The sequence below is a fragment of the Ruegeria sp. N7 genome (genome assembly GCF_056531345.1).
The window spans coordinates 34764-52837 of sequence record NZ_JBQFLR010000010.1 but is presented as its reverse complement, the minus strand read 5'-3'; the positions used below and the strand labels follow the sequence as shown (position 1 = coordinate 52837).

At 55.9% G+C, this 18074-nt stretch carries 15 protein-coding genes, 2 tRNA genes and 1 pseudogene; 13 read left to right on the top strand and 5 right to left on the bottom strand.

Annotated elements, in window-relative coordinates; translation table 11 throughout:
* Positions 1 to 409 precede the first annotated feature (409 nt).
* Both ACR0ES_RS12530 and ACR0ES_RS12525 read left to right on the top strand, forming a co-directional pair.
* Entirely contained in the window at positions 410 to 718 is a 309-nt protein-coding gene (locus tag ACR0ES_RS12530) for a hypothetical protein (protein WP_480597830.1), read from the top strand.
* A pseudogene (locus ACR0ES_RS12525) lies at positions 681 to 1748 on the top strand (recombinase family protein); the annotation flags it as partial. The gene ACR0ES_RS12530 and the pseudogene ACR0ES_RS12525, both read left to right, overlap by 38 nt.
* Before the next feature lie 493 nt (positions 1749 to 2241).
* On the opposite strand, the gene ACR0ES_RS12520 reads toward ACR0ES_RS12525, so the two are convergent.
* Positions 2242 to 2317, bottom strand: a tRNA-Thr gene (locus ACR0ES_RS12520).
* Between the two features lie 238 nt (positions 2318 to 2555).
* On the opposite strand from ACR0ES_RS12520, the gene ACR0ES_RS12515 reads away from it, so the two are divergent.
* From ACR0ES_RS12515 to arsJ, 3 genes are read left to right on the top strand one after another with little or no spacing between them, the layout of a single operon-like run.
* Positions 2556 to 3389 (top strand): arsenate reductase/protein-tyrosine-phosphatase family protein, encoded by an 834-nt coding sequence (locus ACR0ES_RS12515; protein ID WP_480870874.1) that lies wholly within the window; start codon positions 2556 to 2558, stop codon positions 3387 to 3389.
* Positions 3386 to 4384, top strand: coding sequence for an ArsJ-associated glyceraldehyde-3-phosphate dehydrogenase (locus ACR0ES_RS12510; RefSeq protein ID WP_480870872.1), 999 nt, complete (start codon positions 3386 to 3388; stop codon positions 4382 to 4384). The genes ACR0ES_RS12515 and ACR0ES_RS12510 overlap by 4 nt, the downstream gene beginning before the upstream one ends.
* Positions 4381 to 5646: an organoarsenical effux MFS transporter ArsJ gene (gene arsJ, locus ACR0ES_RS12505; protein ID WP_480773080.1), complete on the top strand. Its 1266-nt coding sequence runs from the start codon at positions 4381 to 4383 to the stop codon at positions 5644 to 5646. The genes ACR0ES_RS12510 and arsJ overlap by 4 nt, the downstream gene beginning before the upstream one ends.
* A gap of 200 nt (positions 5647 to 5846) precedes the next feature.
* Here the strand turns inward: arsJ and ACR0ES_RS12500 are convergent.
* A tRNA-Arg gene (locus tag ACR0ES_RS12500) sits at positions 5847 to 5923 on the bottom strand.
* Between the two features lie 115 nt (positions 5924 to 6038).
* Between ACR0ES_RS12500 and ACR0ES_RS12495 the strand changes: the two genes are divergently transcribed.
* Both ACR0ES_RS12495 and ACR0ES_RS12490 read left to right on the top strand, forming a co-directional pair.
* On the top strand, positions 6039 to 7064 hold the full coding sequence (locus ACR0ES_RS12495; RefSeq protein WP_267366879.1) for a LacI family DNA-binding transcriptional regulator: 1026 nt from the start codon (positions 6039 to 6041) through the stop codon (positions 7062 to 7064).
* Positions 7061 to 8272, top strand: a complete 1212-nt coding sequence (locus ACR0ES_RS12490; RefSeq protein ID WP_480773079.1) for a winged helix-turn-helix domain-containing protein — start codon at positions 7061 to 7063, stop codon at positions 8270 to 8272. Before ACR0ES_RS12495 ends, ACR0ES_RS12490 begins: the two co-directional genes overlap by 4 nt.
* 3 nt (positions 8273 to 8275) lie before the next feature.
* Here ACR0ES_RS12490 and ACR0ES_RS12485 read toward each other — a convergent pair whose 3' ends face one another.
* Complete coding sequence (locus tag ACR0ES_RS12485; RefSeq protein WP_480773078.1) at positions 8276 to 8974, bottom strand: fumarylacetoacetate hydrolase family protein; 699 nt, start codon at positions 8972 to 8974, stop codon at positions 8276 to 8278.
* Positions 8975 to 9575: 601 nt separating this feature from the next.
* The gene (hpaR, locus tag ACR0ES_RS12480) at positions 9576 to 10010 is read right to left on the bottom strand and encodes a homoprotocatechuate degradation operon regulator HpaR (protein ID WP_209506956.1); all 435 of its coding nucleotides are present in this window, start codon (positions 10008 to 10010) and stop codon (positions 9576 to 9578) included.
* Between the two features lie 188 nt (positions 10011 to 10198).
* On the opposite strand from hpaR, the gene ACR0ES_RS12475 reads away from it, so the two are divergent.
* Positions 10199 to 10969: an HpcH/HpaI aldolase family protein gene (locus ACR0ES_RS12475; protein ID WP_480870870.1), complete on the top strand. Its 771-nt coding sequence runs from the start codon at positions 10199 to 10201 to the stop codon at positions 10967 to 10969.
* 4 nt (positions 10970 to 10973) lie between these two features.
* Here the strand turns inward: ACR0ES_RS12475 and ACR0ES_RS12470 are convergent, their stop codons facing one another.
* On the bottom strand, positions 10974 to 12116 hold the full coding sequence (locus ACR0ES_RS12470) for a DUF3095 domain-containing protein (RefSeq protein WP_480870868.1): 1143 nt from the start codon (positions 12114 to 12116) through the stop codon (positions 10974 to 10976).
* Positions 12117 to 12256: 140 nt separating this feature from the next.
* Here ACR0ES_RS12470 and ACR0ES_RS12465 point away from each other — a divergent pair, with 140 nt between their 5' ends.
* The 5 genes from ACR0ES_RS12465 to ACR0ES_RS12445 all read left to right on the top strand — a co-directional run bounded on the left by ACR0ES_RS12465 (position 12257) and on the right by ACR0ES_RS12445 (position 18027).
* Positions 12257 to 13429 (top strand): MFS transporter, encoded by a 1173-nt coding sequence (locus tag ACR0ES_RS12465; protein WP_480870867.1) that lies wholly within the window; start codon positions 12257 to 12259, stop codon positions 13427 to 13429.
* Between the two features lie 21 nt (positions 13430 to 13450).
* Positions 13451 to 14482, top strand: a complete 1032-nt coding sequence (locus tag ACR0ES_RS12460; protein ID WP_480870865.1) for a glycosyltransferase family 4 protein — start codon at positions 13451 to 13453, stop codon at positions 14480 to 14482.
* A 103-nt stretch (positions 14483 to 14585) separates the two neighbouring features.
* Positions 14586 to 15608, top strand: coding sequence for an aspartate-semialdehyde dehydrogenase (locus tag ACR0ES_RS12455; protein ID WP_480506902.1), 1023 nt, complete (start codon positions 14586 to 14588; stop codon positions 15606 to 15608).
* A gap of 213 nt (positions 15609 to 15821) precedes the next feature.
* Positions 15822 to 16763: a class I SAM-dependent methyltransferase gene (locus ACR0ES_RS12450; protein WP_480482420.1), complete on the top strand. Its 942-nt coding sequence runs from the start codon at positions 15822 to 15824 to the stop codon at positions 16761 to 16763.
* Positions 16764 to 17109: 346 nt separating this feature from the next.
* A complete protein-coding gene (locus ACR0ES_RS12445) occupies positions 17110 to 18027 on the top strand; it encodes an endonuclease/exonuclease/phosphatase family protein (RefSeq protein WP_480773074.1) in 918 nt (305 codons plus the stop codon).
* The last annotated feature ends 47 nt before the right edge of the window (positions 18028 to 18074 follow it).

The following is an 18074-nucleotide window of genomic DNA, read 5'->3' as shown; positions in this document are numbered from 1 at the left end:
AGCTATGCTCCAGATAGATGGAAATTGGGTTAACTGCTGAATCGGCGCATCTGGTTTGCGGCAACAGTACCCAAGATGCAATGGAGCCCCCTCTCACTGCAGTCAAAACGTCACGCTCGCCAATTGATTCGTGTCACTTTGCGTGACATTCGGAGACTGACTGCAATCCAAATACAAAGCTGCTGCTTTCGTGGATGTGACAAATTCCACAAGGCTCAGATTTAGCACCAACGAGCCAAGGCCGTTGCCGCAACAAATGTGACAAAAGATTTTGACCATTTGGCCCTGCGCTGCAGCGGCGTGTGTCATTTACTCTTACCTTCCCAAGTGGCGCTCTCCACCTGTAACTTGTTGCTACTAATCCATTTTTTGGAACTGGATGAAACTGAAAAACAAGGAGAGTTCGAACATGAATCACGAATTGAACCATGACAAAATCATCGATTTTGTCGAAGCAAGAAACCGTCACCACCTGAACCGGGAGCGACTGGAGGTTGACGTTGACCGTTATCAAAGCTTCCTCGACAGCAGCGGTGTCTCCGACGAGCAAAAGGCGGAATTTTTGAAGGCGCTTTGGACTGTGATCGTCGCCTTTGTTGACCTTGGCTACGGTATTCATCCCGTACAGACAGGCGGCGCGGAGATCATCAGCCTACCTACGCATAAGTCTCGCTGCAGCAATGTTTCGTACAGCATCGGAGGGACCGCAAATGTTTGACAAGCAGCAGAAACAGAAGCGGACCAAATGTGTCATCTATTGCCGCGTCTCATCAATCAAGCAAACGATGGATGGCGCGGGTCTGTCCAGTCAGGAGCGGAGCTGCAGGGATTACGCGCAGCAATGCGGCATGATGGTTGAGGACGTCTTTACCGACGTGATCTCAGGTGCCAGTTCGAACCGGCCCGGTATGAATCTCCTGCTCGATTTTCTCAACCGTGTTGACGCACGTGAATATATGGTAATCGTCGATGACATTTCGCGTTTTGCGCGTGATGTCGGTGCCCATACAGAGTTGCGGAACAAAATCATGACCGCAGGCGCCGCTATTGACAGCTCTAAGACCAAGTTCGGAGTTGACGCCGAAAGTAGATTCTTGGAAATGCTCTGGGCATTGTTAGCTTCTCGCGACCGCGAAAAAAATGCGGAGTTGTCTAAGACCCGTACGATTGCCCGTCTAAAGAATGGTTATTGGACCTTCGCTGCACCGGTTGGCTATCAGTACACCAAGGCTCCGGGCGGGGGTAAGCTTCTGATCCCTAAGGAGCCCGAGGCCTCGATCATTCGCGAAGCGCTGGAGGGATTCGCCTCCGGTCGGTTTCAAAGCCAAGCAGAGGTGAAGCGCTTCTTGGACAACAAGCCCGAGTACCCTCGCCCTAGGGGCGCAAAGGAGGTTAAGTTCGACCGCGTGACCGGCTTGCTGACAAGATTGGTGTACGCGGGGTATTTGGAGAAGCCTGAATGGGGTGTCCCACTTACAAAGGCTCAACATGAGCCGCTGATCTCCTATGAGAGTTACCTGATCAATCAGGACCGTCTGAACGGGAAGAAGGTCGCGCCTGCACGCAAGAATATCGACCGTGAGTTCGTTTTACGCGGCTTTCTGACGTGCAGTGAATGTGGGTACAGCTTGACCTCGTGTTGGTCAAAAAGCGGAACAGGGAGACTGTACCCTTACTACCTCTGCCACCACAAAGGTTGCGGCCAACGGGGCAAGTCGATTGCGCGGGACAAATTGGAGACCGAGTTCGAGCATGTTTTGAAGGGTCTCATCCCGACGGCCAAGACGTTCGAACTTGCCGGTCAAATGTTTCGAGATGCGTGGGATCGCTGTCGTTCGAACTCCAAAGACGAGGCTTCACGACATAGAACCCGCCTACGGCAAATAGAATCCGAAATCGGTTCGCTGGTCGACAGGGCTGCTCGAACTCAGCATGACGAGACAGCTCGCGCCTACGAAACGAGGATCGCAGAGTTACGTTCTGAAACCGCAGTTTTGGAGGAAAAACTGGCCAATCAGGACCTGCCGCAGGAAAACTTTGACAACATGTTCGAACTCTCTATGGAGTTTCTCTCAAGTCCTTGGAAGATTTGGGAAAAAGGCTCCTATGAGCTCAAGAGAACGGTATTGCGATTGGCCTTTGCCGAACCACTTACAGTATCACGTGAAACTGGACTTCGAACCGCAGAAACCACCTTACCGTTCAAGGCTTTACGGTTTCTGTCTACCTCTGAAAGTCAAATGGTGCCGCTGAAGGGACTCGAACCCCCGACCCCATCATTACGAATGACGTGCTCTACCAGCTGAGCTACAGCGGCGCCTTGAGTCATCCGAAACTGGCCTCTACCGGATGAGATAGCCCATTTAAACTGTCAGCCTAAAGCCTGCAAGACCAGTTATGTCCGTTCGGGCCTTTCCCCCCTTTTCACCAGAGGTTGTCGTCGACGTATTGGGCCAATGATCAATCCAATGGGGCGAGCTTCCAGTTTGTGAAATTTTTGTAACGACGCATGAGTAGTTTTGACTCTAAGTTTATTATTCTATATTTCATGAAATATGATGGAAGAGATAACCGACCAGCTGGCCATCCTTGGCCACCCGCAACGTATCACCGTATTTCGCATGTTGATGCGACGGTATCCTGACACTGTTCCAGCGGGGGAACTGGCGTCGGAACTGGGGATCAAGTCCAGCACCTTGTCGAACTATCTCAACGCGTTGCAGCGATCCGGGCTGGTCAAGCAGGAACGCTCCGGGACGTCACTGCTCTATTCGATTGAGATGAAGAACGTGCAGCACATGTTCGATTTCCTGCTCGTGGATTGCTGCCGTGGCCGACCCAATCTTTGCGTGCCCTTGGCGAAAGGACGTGAAACCATGGCTGACCGAAAATTCAACGTGTTATTCATTTGTGTGGGTAATTCTGCCCGGTCGATCTTTGCCGAATCCCTTTTGCGGGATATTGGCGGGGATCGGTTCACTGTCTATTCGGCCGGCATACGGCCGTTTTCCGAACTCAACCCGTTTGCAATTCAGGTTCTGCAAGACAAGGGGCACGATACTTCGGCGCTCCGCTCAAAGAATGTATCCGAGTTCTCGGGGTCGGGCGCGCCTGAAATGGATTTCGTCTTTACGGTCTGCAATCAGGCTGCGAACGAAGAATGCCCCGCCTGGGAAGGCCAGCCAATCAGCGGTCACTGGGGCATGGCAGATCCGGTCAAGGCAGAAGGTACCGATGCCGAAAAAAGCCTGGCCTTTCAAAACGCGTACGGCGCGCTGAAGCGTCGGATTCAAGCCTTTACATCACTACCGGTTGAAAGCCTGGACCGGATCGCACTGCAATCCGCCGTTGATGAAATCGCGCGGTCGCCACTTGAGGATGCACCATGACGACCTACGCTTTGAATGGTCTTGGCCGAATGGGGAAACTGGCCCTGAAGCCCTTGTTGGAACGGGGGGCTAAGATTGCCTGGATCAACGATGCCGTCGGCGATCCCCAGATGCACGCGCATCTGTTGGAGTTCGACACGGTACACGGGCGATGGGATGCAGAATTCAGCTTTGATGCCGACAGCATCACTGTGAACGAAACCCGCCTGCCGTTCATTGGCACCAAAGACCTGAGCGCGTTGCCACTGGACGGTGTTGACGTGGTGATCGACTGTACGGGCGTGTTCAAGACCGAGGCCAAGCTGGCCCCCTATTTTGATGCCGGGGTGAAGAAGGTCGTCGTCTCGGCTCCGGTCAAGGACGGCCCGACAGCCAATATCGTCATGGGTGTAAATGACGGAACCTACGACCCCGCGGCGCATAGGATCGTGACGGCGGCCTCGTGCACGACAAATTGCCTGGCACCAGTGGTCAAGGTGATCCACGAGAATCTGGGGATTCGCCACGGGTCGATGACCACGATCCATGACGTGACCAACACGCAAACGATCGTTGATCGGCCCGCAAAAGACTTGCGGCGCGCACGTTCGGCCCTCAACTCACTGATCCCGACCACGACCGGCTCGGCCACCGCCATCACACTGATCTATCCGGAACTCAAAGGGCGTCTGAACGGTCACGCCGTCAGGGTGCCGCTTTTGAACGCCTCGCTGACCGATTGCGTATTCGAAGTTGAGCGGGCCACCACGGTTGACGAGGTCAACGCCCTCTTAAAAGCGGCGGCTGAGGGTGACCTGAAGGATATTCTGGGTTATGAAACCCGCCCTCTGGTATCTACCGATTACACCAATGACAAACGCTCCTCGATTGTCGATGCGCCCTCGACCATGGTGACAAACGGGACACAGGTGAAAGTCTATGCGTGGTACGACAATGAGATGGGCTATGCGCACCGCTTGGTGGATGTGGCGCTGATGGTCGGGTCCTCGCTGTGACCCAGCGGCCCGAAGGACTGTCGGCTTATGTCGCGGTCACGGCGGCTTATTGGGCCTTCATGCTGACTGACGGGGCGCTCAGGATGTTGGTGCTGCTGCACTTTCACACCATGGGATTCTCACCGGTTCAGCTGGCCTATCTGTTTGTGCTTTATGAGATTGCTGGGATCGTCACCAACCTGGCCGCAGGCTGGATTGCCGCCCGGTTCGGGTTGACGTCCACCCTTTATGCAGGATTGGGGCTGCAGGTGGTGGCGTTGCTTGCCATGACGCAGCTTGATCCGCACTGGACCGTTACCGCCTCGGTCAGCTTTGTGATGATGGTGCAGGGGGCAAGCGGAGTGGCCAAGGATCTGGCCAAGATGTCGTCGAAATCATCTGTCAAGCTGCTGGCCCCGGCCGAGGGCGGCGGGTTGTTTCGGTGGGTCGCTGTGCTGACCGGATCAAAAAATGCCGTCAAAGGGCTGGGTTTCCTGTTGGGCGCGGCCATGCTGGCCACGTTGGGATTCATGGCGGCAATCCTGGTCATGGCGGCGGTTTTGGCACTGATCCTGTTTGCAGTTATCCTGTTCATGCCAGCGGGCCTGCCGAAGGGGCGAAAAGGGGCAAAATTCTCGGAAGTATTGTCAAAATCCGCCAATGTGAACTGGCTATCCGCAGCGCGTGTCTTTCTGTTCGGCGCGCGCGATGTCTGGTTCGTGGTCGGCATTCCGGTCTATTTCTACACCGTCCTGTCGGATGGCACCGACGACGGCAACCGTGCCGCGTTCTTCATGATCGGAACATTCATGGCGCTGTGGGTCATCCTCTATGGCGCAGTGCAGGCCTACGCGCCAAAGATCCTTCGTGCGGCGGATCGAACCGAAGGCGATTTGATCCGCGCGGCGCGCAGTTGGGCGAGTGCCCTTTTCTGCGTTCCTGCGGCTCTAACATTGGCCGTATCGCTGTCACATGGGCCTGAAACCTGGCTGACCATAACGCTTGTGGCTGGGCTGCTGATCTTCGGAGCAATATTTGCGGTGAATTCATCGCTGCATTCCTATCTGATTTTGGCCTTCACCCGGTCCGAACGTGTGACAATGGATGTCGGATTTTATTACATGGCAAATGCAACAGGCCGGCTGATCGGCACGGTTCTGTCCGGCCTGACCTATCAGATCGGAGGATTGTCCCTGGTTCTCGGGACCGCGACCGTGATGGTTGCCCTTGCTGCGCTGACTTCAGGCAAACTGACGGACCAAACCTCCGAAGCACTGACGTGACCGTTTTTGAACGATACCTCTCAGTCTGAATCGCCCTCGCCATGATTGGTGGCGTTCTTATCGGGTAGGCTGCGTAATGTTATTGAAGAACGAACGGTGAGAGTTTTACATGTTTCGGCATTTGCCCCCGCAAAGTTCAGCAAACCAAGACGACAACGCTGGCCGCAGAAACCCGGTATCTGCTAAATTATCCGATTTTTTGGTGACCCCGGCAGGATTCGAACCTGCAACCTGCCCCTTAGGAGGGGGCTGCTCTATCCAGTTGAGCCACGGGGCCGTGCCAGGCTCTCTGTAACCGGGATTTTCCGGGTTGTCATCGCCTTTGCACAATTGTTGTACACACCGACCTGTTCACGCTACCATCGGACAAAACAACAACGCAGGTGCCTCCCGTGAACAGTGAAACCAAACGCCCGCTTACCCTTCGTGATGTGTCCGAAGCTTCCGGAGTATCCGAGATGACGGTAAGCCGGGTTCTGCGTAACCGGGGGGATGTGTCCGACGCCACCCGCACCCGCGTTCTGGCCGCCGCCAAGGAGCTTGGCTATGTTCCCAACAAGATCGCGGGCGCATTGGCGTCCAGCCGGGTTAATCTGATCGCGGTGATCATCCCTTCGCTTTCAAACATGGTCTTCCCCGAGGTGATGACAGGCATCAACCAGGTGTTGGAAGACACCGAACTGCAACCCGTGGTGGGTGTAACCGATTATCTGCCCGAGAAAGAGGAAAAAGTGCTGTACGAGATGCTCTCGTGGCGGCCCTCTGGCGTGATCATTGCGGGGCTTGAACATACCGAAGCCGCACGCGCCATGTTGGATTCGGCGGGTATTCCGGTGGTCGAGATCATGGACACGGATGGCAAACCGGTAGATGCGATGGTGGGGATCTCACATCGTCGCGCCGGGCGCGAAATGGCGCAGGCAATCCTGAAGGCCGGGTATCAGCATATCGGTTTCATGGGTACCAAGATGCCGCTGGACCATCGCGCACGGAAGCGGTTCGAGGGCTTTACCGAAGTTCTTGGCAAACACGGGATCGAGATCGAGGATCGCGAGTTCTATTCCGGCGGATCGGCCCTGGCCAAAGGGCGCGAGATGACCCAGGCCATGCTGGAACGCTCACCCGAGCTGGATTTTCTGTATTACTCGAACGATATGATCGGGGCCGGTGGCCTGCTGTACCTGCTGGAACAGGGTATCGATATTCCGGGACAGATCGGCCTGGCCGGGTTTAACAATGTCGAGCTTTTGCAAGGCTTGCCCCGAAAACTCGCGACGATGGACGCCTGTCGTCTGGAAATCGGCCGTCAAGCCGCCCAGATCATCGCCGAACGTCTGGAAAATCCTGATACCGAGATCGAGACACGCGTTACTCTGACCCCCACGATCAGTTATGGTGACACGCTGAAACGGCGATGAACACACCCCTGAAAAGGCTCGACAATCGGGCGGCACGGGCGATCTTCATGGACCGCCACGCTTTGGGCGAACAACCCTCGGGTTCGGCCAAAGGTGTCGCGCTTCTGGATCTGATCCAACGGCTTGGGTTTGTTCAGCTTGACAGCATCAACACCGTTGCCCGAGCACATGACATGATCCTGTTCTCGCGCAGGCCCGCCTATCGCAGCGCCAACCTGAAAAGGCTCTATGAAAGGGACAATGCGCTTTTCGAGCATTGGACGCACGATGCAGCGGTCATTCCGATGGAGTTCTATCAGCATTGGCATCTGCGCTTTCAGCGGGATGCGGATATGTTGAAGGCACGGTGGAAGAACTGGCGGCGGGATGGGTTCGAACAGCAGTTTGACACTGTCCTGCAACACATCCGCGACCATGGGGCGGTGTCGTCATCGGATGTTGGCAAGGATGAAAAGAAGGGCTCGGGCGGGTGGTGGGACTGGCACCCATCTAAAACCGCGTTGGAGTATCTGTGGCGCTCGGGTGCCCTGACCGTCGTTGGTCGGGATGGCTTCCAGAAACGCTATGATCTGACAGAGCGCGTGATTGAAACACATCTCTGCCCCGGCAGCACGCCCTGTGATGCCGAGGGGACCGTGGATTGGCTGTGCAACGCCGCACTGGACCGGCTGGGATTTGCAACATCCGGAGAGTTGGCGGCTTTCTGGGACACCGTCAGCGCGGCTGAGGCAAAAGACTGGTGCGCTGCGGCGCTGGAAAGTGGCGATATTGAAGAAATCGAGGTTACCTGTGCCGATGGGCGCTTGCGCAAGACATACGCCCGACCAGATCTGACGACCGAAGTACCGCAGCCACCAGGCCGCATTCGCGTGCTCAGCCCGTTTGATCCCATGCTGCGCGACCGCAACCGGGCCGAGCGGCTGTTCGGCTTTCACTACCGCATCGAGGTTTTCGTCCCCGAGGCCAAACGAACCTATGGGTACTACGTTTTTCCGCTGCTTGAGTGCGACCGTATGATTGGCCGTATCGATATGAAAGCCCACCGCGATCGTGACCTGCTTCACGTCAAAGCGCTCTGGCCCGAGCGCCGGGTCCGCTGGTCAGATGCCCGTACCCGACGCCTGAACGCCGAGCTGGACCGGGTGCGGCGACTGGCCGGTGTGGAACATGTGACTTTCGCCAAGGACTGGCTGAAAGAGCCCGTTTAGGGTCTATTCTGCGTCTGACAGGGTCAACTTGACCGGCTCCAGCCTATCAATCTTACCTGTCAGAACATCCCCCGCAACGACCGGACCAACACCAGCCGGTGTACCGGTCAGGATCAGGTCACCGGGGCGCAGGTGGTAAAAGCCGGACAGGTGCATGACAATCTCGTCGATCTTCCAGATCAGCTCCTCCAGGGTCGCGTTCTGGCGCAACTCTCCGTTTACGCTTAGCTGAATGCGTTTGTCATCCTCCGGGGTCCAGTCGGTGGCTGGTGTCAACGGGGCAAAGACCGCTCCGTATTCGACGTCCTTTCCCAGATCCCAGGGCCGCTGCTTGTTGCGCTCGCGGATTTGCAGATCACGGCGCGTCATATCCAGGGCGCAGCCATAGGCAAAAACGGCATCCCACGCCTGCGCGCTAGTGGCGCGAAACACGGGCTTTCCAATGGCCAATGCCAATTCCATCTCATGATGGTAATTCTGGGTCCCGGCAGGATAAGGAACCGTCACACCTGAGAGTACGGCGTTCGGGACGGATTTGGTGAAGTAAAAAGGTGCCTCGCGATCCACCTCATTCCCCATTTCGGCGGCATGGGCTGCATAATTTCGACCGACGCAGAAGATCCGTCCAATGGGATATCCGGCCGCCGCGCCGACAACGGGGATGGAGATCGGGTCCGGAAGCGGAAACAGGCTGTTTGGCATGATAGTCCCTGAAGGTTGCGCAACTGCCATATTACGTCTGCCAGACCCGCCAGCAAGCCCAGAAAACACGCTGTATTTCGCCAATCTCGAAGAGGTGTTTCAGCGTGAAACGGCTCAATTCTGACCGGAATGACTGACGCCGTGTCAAAAATTGGTTTCATCAGTTTTTATGGTCTCACCAGTACACAAACAGGTCGAAACAACTCTTGGCTCAGTCCAAATCCGGGCTAAATCCTCAGGTAGTCAGGCCCGCGCCGATTTCGGTGCGGTGTCAAAATTCAGAACAGCAGCTTTGGTAAAGCATTTCACCAAAGTGACGTCGGCAAACCATACGCTGACCCATTTACCGGTCGGCAACTGCCTAAACCAGTTTCGGAGAGTATAGGTGCAAGGCCCCTCCCCCAAGGGTCAAAAGACCCTTTTCAGAGCCACAACACAGGCTTTTCATATACTCCGAAGCACAGGCCGGACCGTCAGGTTTGACGTAACCGGTCTTGGGCCAGGCACCAACGACCAGTCCGGGTCTGGCCGCCCCGTCGGAGACTCCCCCTACAGTTTCCGGCGGGGTCACAGCCGAAGACATCTGATGCAGTGCCAATGATTAGGATTCGAGGTCTTTCAACTCGTTCAGCAGATCCAGCAGGAGTTCATGCTTGTCCGGTCCAAGCTGAGATCGAATACGTTCCGCCTGAGCCGTGCTTGCAGCCAGATTGGCGCGAATGATCTGAACCCCTTTTGTGCTGATCTCAACAACCTGACGTCGTCGGTCTGCCGGATGGCTGCGCCGCGTGATCAGTCCACGGGTCTCCAGCTTTTGCAGAATGCGTGTCAGGCTTGGCAGCAGCAGGCAGGCGCGATCGGCGATATGGGTCGGCTCTTGCGGGCCTTCTTCGTTCAACACCCGCAACACGCGCCACTGCTGTTCCGTGACGCCAGCGTCAGCCAGCATTGCTCGAATGGGTCCCATAACCTTTTCCCGCGCACGCAAAAGCGCAATGGGCAAAGATCGCGACGTCAGAGGGAGATCGTCGGTCATAGAAAAATTATCACCGAAATCCGGGATATAAGCAAGCAACCAGACACACGGCAGCAGCGCCCACACCCGTATTCGCACGTTATGCGAGCCGATTTCAGGCTGGACAATTAGGAACGACCGTTGATGATGCGACCGAGGTCCATTTCATGTCCTTCTCACCTGCACCGGCTCAAATATGAGGTTTCAGCATGTCAGCCCCAAAGAATATGTTCAAACAGGCTCTAATAAAGGGTGAACAGCAGATTGGTTGCTGGATGAGCTTTGCTGAATCCGTCACCGCCGAGATCATGGGAACCGCGGGTTTCGATTGGCTGGTGATCGATGGTGAACATGCGCCAAATGATATCCGCTCGATCCGGGATCAACTGACAGCTTTGGCCAGCAGCGCATCTCATCCCGTTGTGCGGGTCCCTGTTGGAGAGACCTGGCTGATCAAGATGGTTCTGGATTCCGGTGCCCAAACAGTACTGGTTCCGGTCGTTGAAAGCGCCGCGCAGGCGCAGGATCTGGTCCGTGCCTGCCGTTATCCGCCGGACGGGGTGCGGGGTGTTGGTGCAGCGGCATCGCGCGCCACGATGTATGGGGCGACAAGCGACTACATCCAGACCGCAGATCAGGAAATCTGCCTGTTGTTGCAGGTGGAAACCCGCGCCGGAGTGGCCGCGTTGGATGACATTCTTCAAGTCGAAGGTGTGGATGGCGTTTTCATTGGCCCCGCTGATCTGTCAACCGACATGGGGTACAAGGGCAACAGCGCCGCACCCGAGGTGCGTGCGGTCATCGCGGACGCCCTGGCCCGGATCAAGGCCGCAGGCAAAGCGCCGGGCATCCTTGCCACCAATGACGAAGCGCGTCAGGCCTATCTGGACATGGGCGCCCAATTTCTGGCGGTCGGCATTGATGTGATGCTGCTGGCACAGGCGGCACGCGCGCTGGCCGCGCAATGGAAACCTTCCTAGACATTCAAGTGCGCATGGCCGCAGCGGCCTGCGCATAGCCGCCCGAGGCACCATCAACAAAATGCACATGGTCATCCCGTGTGGCCGAGGGGACGATACATGTCATCATCGCCTCGTCCTGTGCGTGCAAACCGTATCTGATTTTCCCACGGCGACGCGCCTCTTCAAGCAGGTGTTCGATTTGGCGCAATGTGTCCGGATCGCAGTCGAGCGTCATTTTCAGCCCGTCATCAAACTTTCGGTAATCGGCATTACTACTGACCATATGTCTGTAATGGTCCGGCTCAAAGCGTCCCATCCGCAGGCCAGTTTTGAACAATACCGCGATCAACAGGTTTTGAACCAGCAGGACGAGCTTGTGCAAAATCACATGACGCCCGTTGCGCGACACATGCGCGTCGATGTCAAGGCCGGGTGGAGGCCATGTCATGGGCGGACCCTTTTCCGACACCGGATGGCCAGCACGCTCAAGCGCTTCCGACGCGGACAAGACGGATTGCGCAAGATCGGCAAAGTCCCGTTCGGTTGCTGACGGTGTGGGCTGTACGACCAGTGAAACGATCTGACCGTGACGGGCCGGGCTGTTGGACCACCTGCAAGAAAGGCCTGTCAGATCCGGCTGCGCACCTGGCCCTGCGGGTGTGACCATATTTTGCCCGGCTTTCATCCCGGCCTCGGCCCAGGCCAGACCGCCGCCGGAAAACATGGCGTAATCCACTCCGGCAGAGGGTGCATAGCGCGCAACACGCAGATCCTTACCCGCTTTGCGAATATCAGCCACCGACACCAGCGCCGCCCGTAATGGCATGGAGAACTCTTCATCTGCCCAGCGCCGCAAATCAGCCAGCGTAGTCCGGGCGGTTTCAGCTTTTCCAGGCGGGACAGCAAACCCCGCCCCATCGCCGCCAAAAACATACGGAAACAACGCGCCGTCCATTGCATTGATCATGGCCGAAATGACCGCAGCGCCCACAGTGTTAACGGTCTTGTACCGGCCCCGCGCAATTTCGCCCGTTGAATCGACAATGTCGGCAACACCCAGAACCCAATCATCGGGCAGTTTTGAAAACTGCGCAGGGTCTGACAGACGGGTAAAATCGCGCTGCAAGGGAAGGTTTTCGTAAAATGCAGACTGGAGGTCTTTCATGCTCCCCCTCGGAATCAATGTTTTGACAAAGATAGCCGGAAGGCGAGCCATGTCCTGATTTTGAAACATAATACACAGGCTTGTGCGTTGCATCACGGCGTGCCAAGCATTTTCCTCGGACGAGCAGGAAAGGGCTAAATATGCAGGCAGGTTTGGTGGTTTTATGCCTGGGCTATGTGCTCAGCCAGTTTTTCCGTGCCTTCCTTGCGGTTCTCAGCCTGGATCTGGAACGTGACATCAGTGCCGCGCCCGAAGATCTGGCCTTTGCTTCCGGTCTTTGGTTTATCGTGTTCGCGGTCATGCAGATCCCGGTCGGATGGGCGCTGGACAGGATTGGCCCCCGCCTCACGTCCGCCGCGCTGCTTCTGGTGGGCGGGGCAGGTGGAGCGGCGGTTTTCGCAGTCGCAACAGCGCCCCTGCACATCAGCATAGCCATGGGCCTGATCGGTGTCGGGTGCTCTCCGGTCCTGATGGCCTCCTACTATATCTTTGCGCGTGAATACCCCCCGGCGCGGTTTGCGACATTGGCCGCCGTGATGTTGGGCGCAGGGTCCGTTGGAAATCTGGTGGCTTCTTATCCAACCGCGCTTGCCGTGGAATGGATGGGGTGGCGCGCAACGATGGTCGGGCTGGCCACAGTGTCCGCCGCAATCGCATTGGGCCTGTGGCTGACTGTTCACGACCCGGCGAAGGTCGAAACAGAACACAAGGGATCCCTGCTGGATCTGCTGAAGGAGCCTGCCCTGTGGCTGATCCTGCCCCTGATGCTGGTTGCCTACGCCCCCTCTGCTGCGCTGCGCGGGCTTTGGGCCGGGCCGTACCTGAACGACGTCTTTGGCTTAAGTGCCACTCAGATCGGCACTGCAACGCTGATCATGGGTGCGGCTATGATTGCGGGCACTTTTGTCTACGGACCGCTGGACCGCGTTTTTGGTACCCGGAAATGGGTGGTTTTCGCTGGCAACGCACTGGGCGCAGCTGCGTTGGGCTTGCTCTGCTTGTGGATCGAGGATGCAACATGGCTGTCTGTCCTGCTGATGGCCGTGATCGGCTTTACCGGTGCCAGCTTTCCGGTCATCATGGCCCATGGTCGGGCCTTCGTGCCTCCGCATCTGGTGGGGCGTGGTGTGACATTGCTGAATCTTTTTGGCATCGGCGGCGTTGGCATTGCTCAATTCGTCACCGGACGTATTCACGCAGCCACCGTGCAAGACGGATCAACGGCACCCTACACCGCAATATTCGGTTTTTTTGCGGTCAGCCTTGCCATTGGTTGCGTGATCTATCTATTCAGCCGGGATAGTGTGGATTGACGCTACCATCAGGAGAGCCTGTTGAAAGACCCCATTGTCATAGCCCCAAATCTAAAACGCAGACTTTCGGGCGTAACCGCGACCATCGCACGGCTGGTTCCGCTGCAGGCGCAATGGATCGACATCGCCGCCACTGGACCGGGTCTGCCCGCTGACACTCCGCACATCCCGCTGGGTCGACTGCCTTTCCTGTCACGTCGTAAAAGGCGGGTCTGGCACGCACGCCGCAACACCGAGATGTTGCTGGGGCTTATCCTGCGCGATGTGTTCCGGTTAAAGCTCAAAATGCTGTTCACAAGCGCGTCCCAAAGGCCGCACACAGGCTATACCAAATGGCTGATCGGCAAAATGGATGCGGTCGTTGCAACCTCGCGCAAAACCGCAGGGTATCTTGAGCGGGACTCGCAGGTGGTGATGCATGGCATCAACCTAGAAGACTTCGTTCCACCTTCAGACAAGGCCGCCGTCCGTGCTCGGCTGGGGCTGCCGGATGGGGTACTGTTAGGGTGTTACGGCCGCATTCGACACCAAAAAGGCACGGATGCCTTTGTCGACGCCATGATTGACTTGTGCGGACGGTTCGACACAGTGTCAGGCATCGTCATGGGCCGGGCAACCGAGAAACACACCGCTTTTCTGGCCGAACTGAAGGATAAAGTCACCAAAGCTGGCTTGTCTGATCGCATCCTTTTCAAGCCCGAGGTGGCGGTAGATCAGATTGCTGAATGGTATCAGGCCCTGGACCTGTTTGTTGCGCCACAAAGGTGGGAGGGGTTTGGTTTGACCCCTCTCGAAGCGATGGCCTGCGGTGTTCCGGTCGTGGCCACAGATGTCGGCGCGTTTGCCGAGATTATTACTGATCCGTCCTTTGGCAAAGTGGTGACCCCCGATGACGTTCCCGCCTTGGTCGAGGCGATTGCCCAAATGCTGAAAAGTAATGATTCCCTGTCACAAGCAGGCCAGGCATCCCGCGCCCATGTCGAGCAGCATTTCGGCATTCAGGGCGAAGCAAAGGCGCTGGTTGCGCTTTATGAACGACTTTTGAACGATTGAACCGCTTGAATTCGGCATCAGTCGTTGAAAACCCCGCTGATAGCCCTTTTTTCTTCGCCGCAACGCGGCTATGAACGCGCGTCCTTAACTTTGGAGACATGAAATGGGCTATCGCGTCGTAGTCGTCGGCGCCACGGGTAATGTGGGCCGCGAAATGCTGAACATTCTGGCTGAACGCCAGTTCCCGGTTGATGAACTTGCCGCCCTGGCAAGCCGTCGCTCGCTGGGTACCGAAGTAAGCTTTGGCGACAAGACCCTAACGACCAAAGATCTGGACACGTTCGATTTCACCGGCTGGGACATGGCGTTGTTTGCCGTGGGTTCCGAGGCGACCAAAGTCTACGCCCCCAAGGCGGCTGCGGCGGGTTGCGTGGTGATCGACAACTCGTCGCTCTATCGCTATGACCCGGACATTCCGCTGATCGTGCCGGAATGTAACCCGCAGGCGATCCACGACTACAAGAACAAGAACATCATCGCCAACCCCAACTGCTCGACCGCGCAGATGGTTGTCGCGCTGAAGCCGCTGCATGACCGCGCCAGGATCAAGCGCGTTGTTGTGTCGACCTATCAGTCAGTTTCGGGTGCCGGCAAAGAGGGCATGGATGAGCTTTGGGATCAGACCAAGGCCGTCTACAACCCTACCACCGAGGTCGCCCCGAAGAAGTTCCAGAAACAGATCGCCTTCAACGTCATTCCGCAGATCGACGTCTTCATGGAAGACGGCTCGACCAAGGAAGAGTGGAAGATGGTTGTCGAGACCAAGAAGATCGTCGATCCGTCAATCAAGGTCACTGCAACCTGCGTCCGCGTGCCGGTGTTTGTCGGCCATTCCGAAGCCGTGAATATCGAGTTCGAAGAGTTTCTGGACGAAGACGAAGCCCGCGATATCCTGCGCGAAGCGCCGGGCATCATGGTGATCGACAAGCGCGAAGCCGGTGGCTACGTCTCACCGATCGAATGCGCAGGCGACTTTGCCACATTCATCAGCCGTATCCGCCAGGATTCGACTATCGAAAATGGTCTGAATCTGTGGTGCGTCAGCGACAACCTGCGCAAGGGTGCCGCCCTGAACGCGGTTCAGATCGCCGAACTGCTGGGCCGTGAGGTTCTCAAAAAGGGCTGACAATCCAGCCTTTGCAAAAACTAAAAAAGAAACCCGCTGTTTGATCAGCGGGTTTCTTTTTAGAAAGCCAAACTTGCGGAACAAGACTGGCTTTGTGCATCAAGCATTTGGAATGTTGATAATATATTCAAACTACAATATTCAACTTTTCTGATCCGATAAAGCGTTGGACTTACTAAAACACTATCTCGGTTAATTAAATGGTGAACCGCCGTGGCTCGAGCCTTTTTCGATAAGCTAGAAGCAATCTTACGTCCAACTCCCAAAATCCGTATCGAAAATTTCGAGCGCGACCCAAAAGTAAGCTACGTCTCATCTAATAGCCCATTGAGCCAAGGCCCGTTAGGTTCAGAAATCGCTCGAACAGGACGCCTAAACTCGAATGAGTTTGCCGCCTGCATTGAAGAACTCAATCTTCCTCATACTCACCATCGCAAGTATTGGGAGCTGGCTTTCATTTTACAAGCTTTGCGCGAACGCGACCTACTCCAGCCCGGAATCAAGGGCTTGGGTTTCGCAGTTGGTAAGGAAAGAATCCCTGCCTACCTCGCAGCGAAGGGCTGCGAAGTTCTAGCGAGTGATCTGGCTGACAACAACAAGGGTAATGAAGGTTGGGAGACAACTGGCCAATGGAGCGCATCAGTCGAAGATTTACTTTTCTCTGAGATCTGCTCAAAGGAATTATTTAAGAAGAGCGTCAAATTTCGCCCCATTGATATGAACGATATTCCCAGCGATATCTCAGGGTACGACTTTACCTGGTCCACGTGTTCTTTCGAGCACTGCGGTTCTCTCGAACTCGGAGTTCGTTTTTTGGAGAAACAGATGGACTGCCTGCGTCCCGGTGGGGTCGCTGTGCATACAACGGAATTCAACCTATCATCAAACACCCGGACGTCAAAAGGCGGAAAGACCGCAATCTATCGCCTACGTGACATTGAAGATGCTGTGAAACGCCTTCAATCCAAAGGACACAAAGTGGAGCCGTTGGATATTCGCTTAGGCGACGATCCACTTGATTTAACCGTGGACAGGCGCAAAGGGGATCCAAGACAGTACTCTGGCACCAAGCACATGCGATTGCTGATGAAGGGGTACGTTACAACTTCTATAGGCTTGATAATCACTAAGTCTACAAAGCCAGTGCTGCGTTAGTTTAAGAAACGCGCAATGAAATTGTGTTGAATAGACCCGAGAATTTTCGGCACCTCGGGTGGCAACCGTTAATCAGAAAGCAAGGACGACAAAACCTTGCATCTGGGCTCGAAGCGGACCTCCGGTAACTTACACAGACCCACTTTCATCACCCGTTCCTCTCTAGTGGAACCTTTAGGCTCATCAGTCCGAACGAAATGTTCAAATACCGGTCCTGAATTCGGAACATTCCCCCGACCAGTTGACAAATTCAGGCGTGCTTGCCAGCTAAGCACGGATCTGAACGCAACGGATGAGACAGAGCAGACAACAGGTGGTGCCCTGCACAGGGCATCAGAGGCAGAGCATGGGAAATTCGACCAAACGCAGAATTGGAAGATACCTGATCTTAGGATGTACAGGCATTCTGGTTGGGCTTATCCTCATCGGGTTTACCGGGCAATTCCTGGCGGTCGGAGATTCCTTTGCGCTTTTCCGCCCACAAGCCGGCGTTCTGCTTTTGCCGTGTGCCGCGATCCTGCTGTATATGCGCGCCAGATACCTTGCTTTGGTCACCCTGGCCTTTGCCGCCGTTGCTGTCGGATCAATCGCAACCAGTTTCGCCGCCCCGCCCAAGGACTGCGACGGTCCGTGTCTGACCCTGTATCAAAAGAACCTTATGAGCCGGGCGTGGCCCCGGTATTCGCTGGCCGACGACATCATTGAATCCGATGCTCAGATCGTGACGTTGCAGGAAGTCTCGAGTCACAACCGTGAATACATGAGCAACCTGTTCGAGCATTACCCCGAAAAGGTGATCTGTGAGTTTCGTCCCGAACAAAACGTTGCCATCCTGACAACTTTGCCGATTGTCGAAGGGTCCGGGTTCTGCCTGAAAGGTTATGGTCTTGTCGGAATACAAGTCGAAGCCCCGGACGGGTCTTTGGTCTGGATCGTATCGATCCACCTGAACTGGCCTTTTCCTTATGACCAATCAACCCAAAGCCGGATCATTGCGGAACGCATTGCGGATCTGGATGGCCCGGTTCTGATAGCCGGGGATTTCAACATGGTTCCTTGGGGTGCAAGCGTCCGGCGGATAGCGGCGGCAGCAGACAACCAGAGTTTTGGGGCCGTCCTGAACACTCATGATCTTGGCAGCTGGCACCTACCGTTGCCAATCGACAACCTTTTGCTCCCGAAGGGAACAACCGGAACAGTCGAACTGCGCCCGTTCATGGGATCCGACCATTTCGGCAAATTCGCGCGGTTTCGTTTGGATTGATCCGCGAGGCCCCCGCTGCCTTGGTGGACATACCAGAACGTATGTCG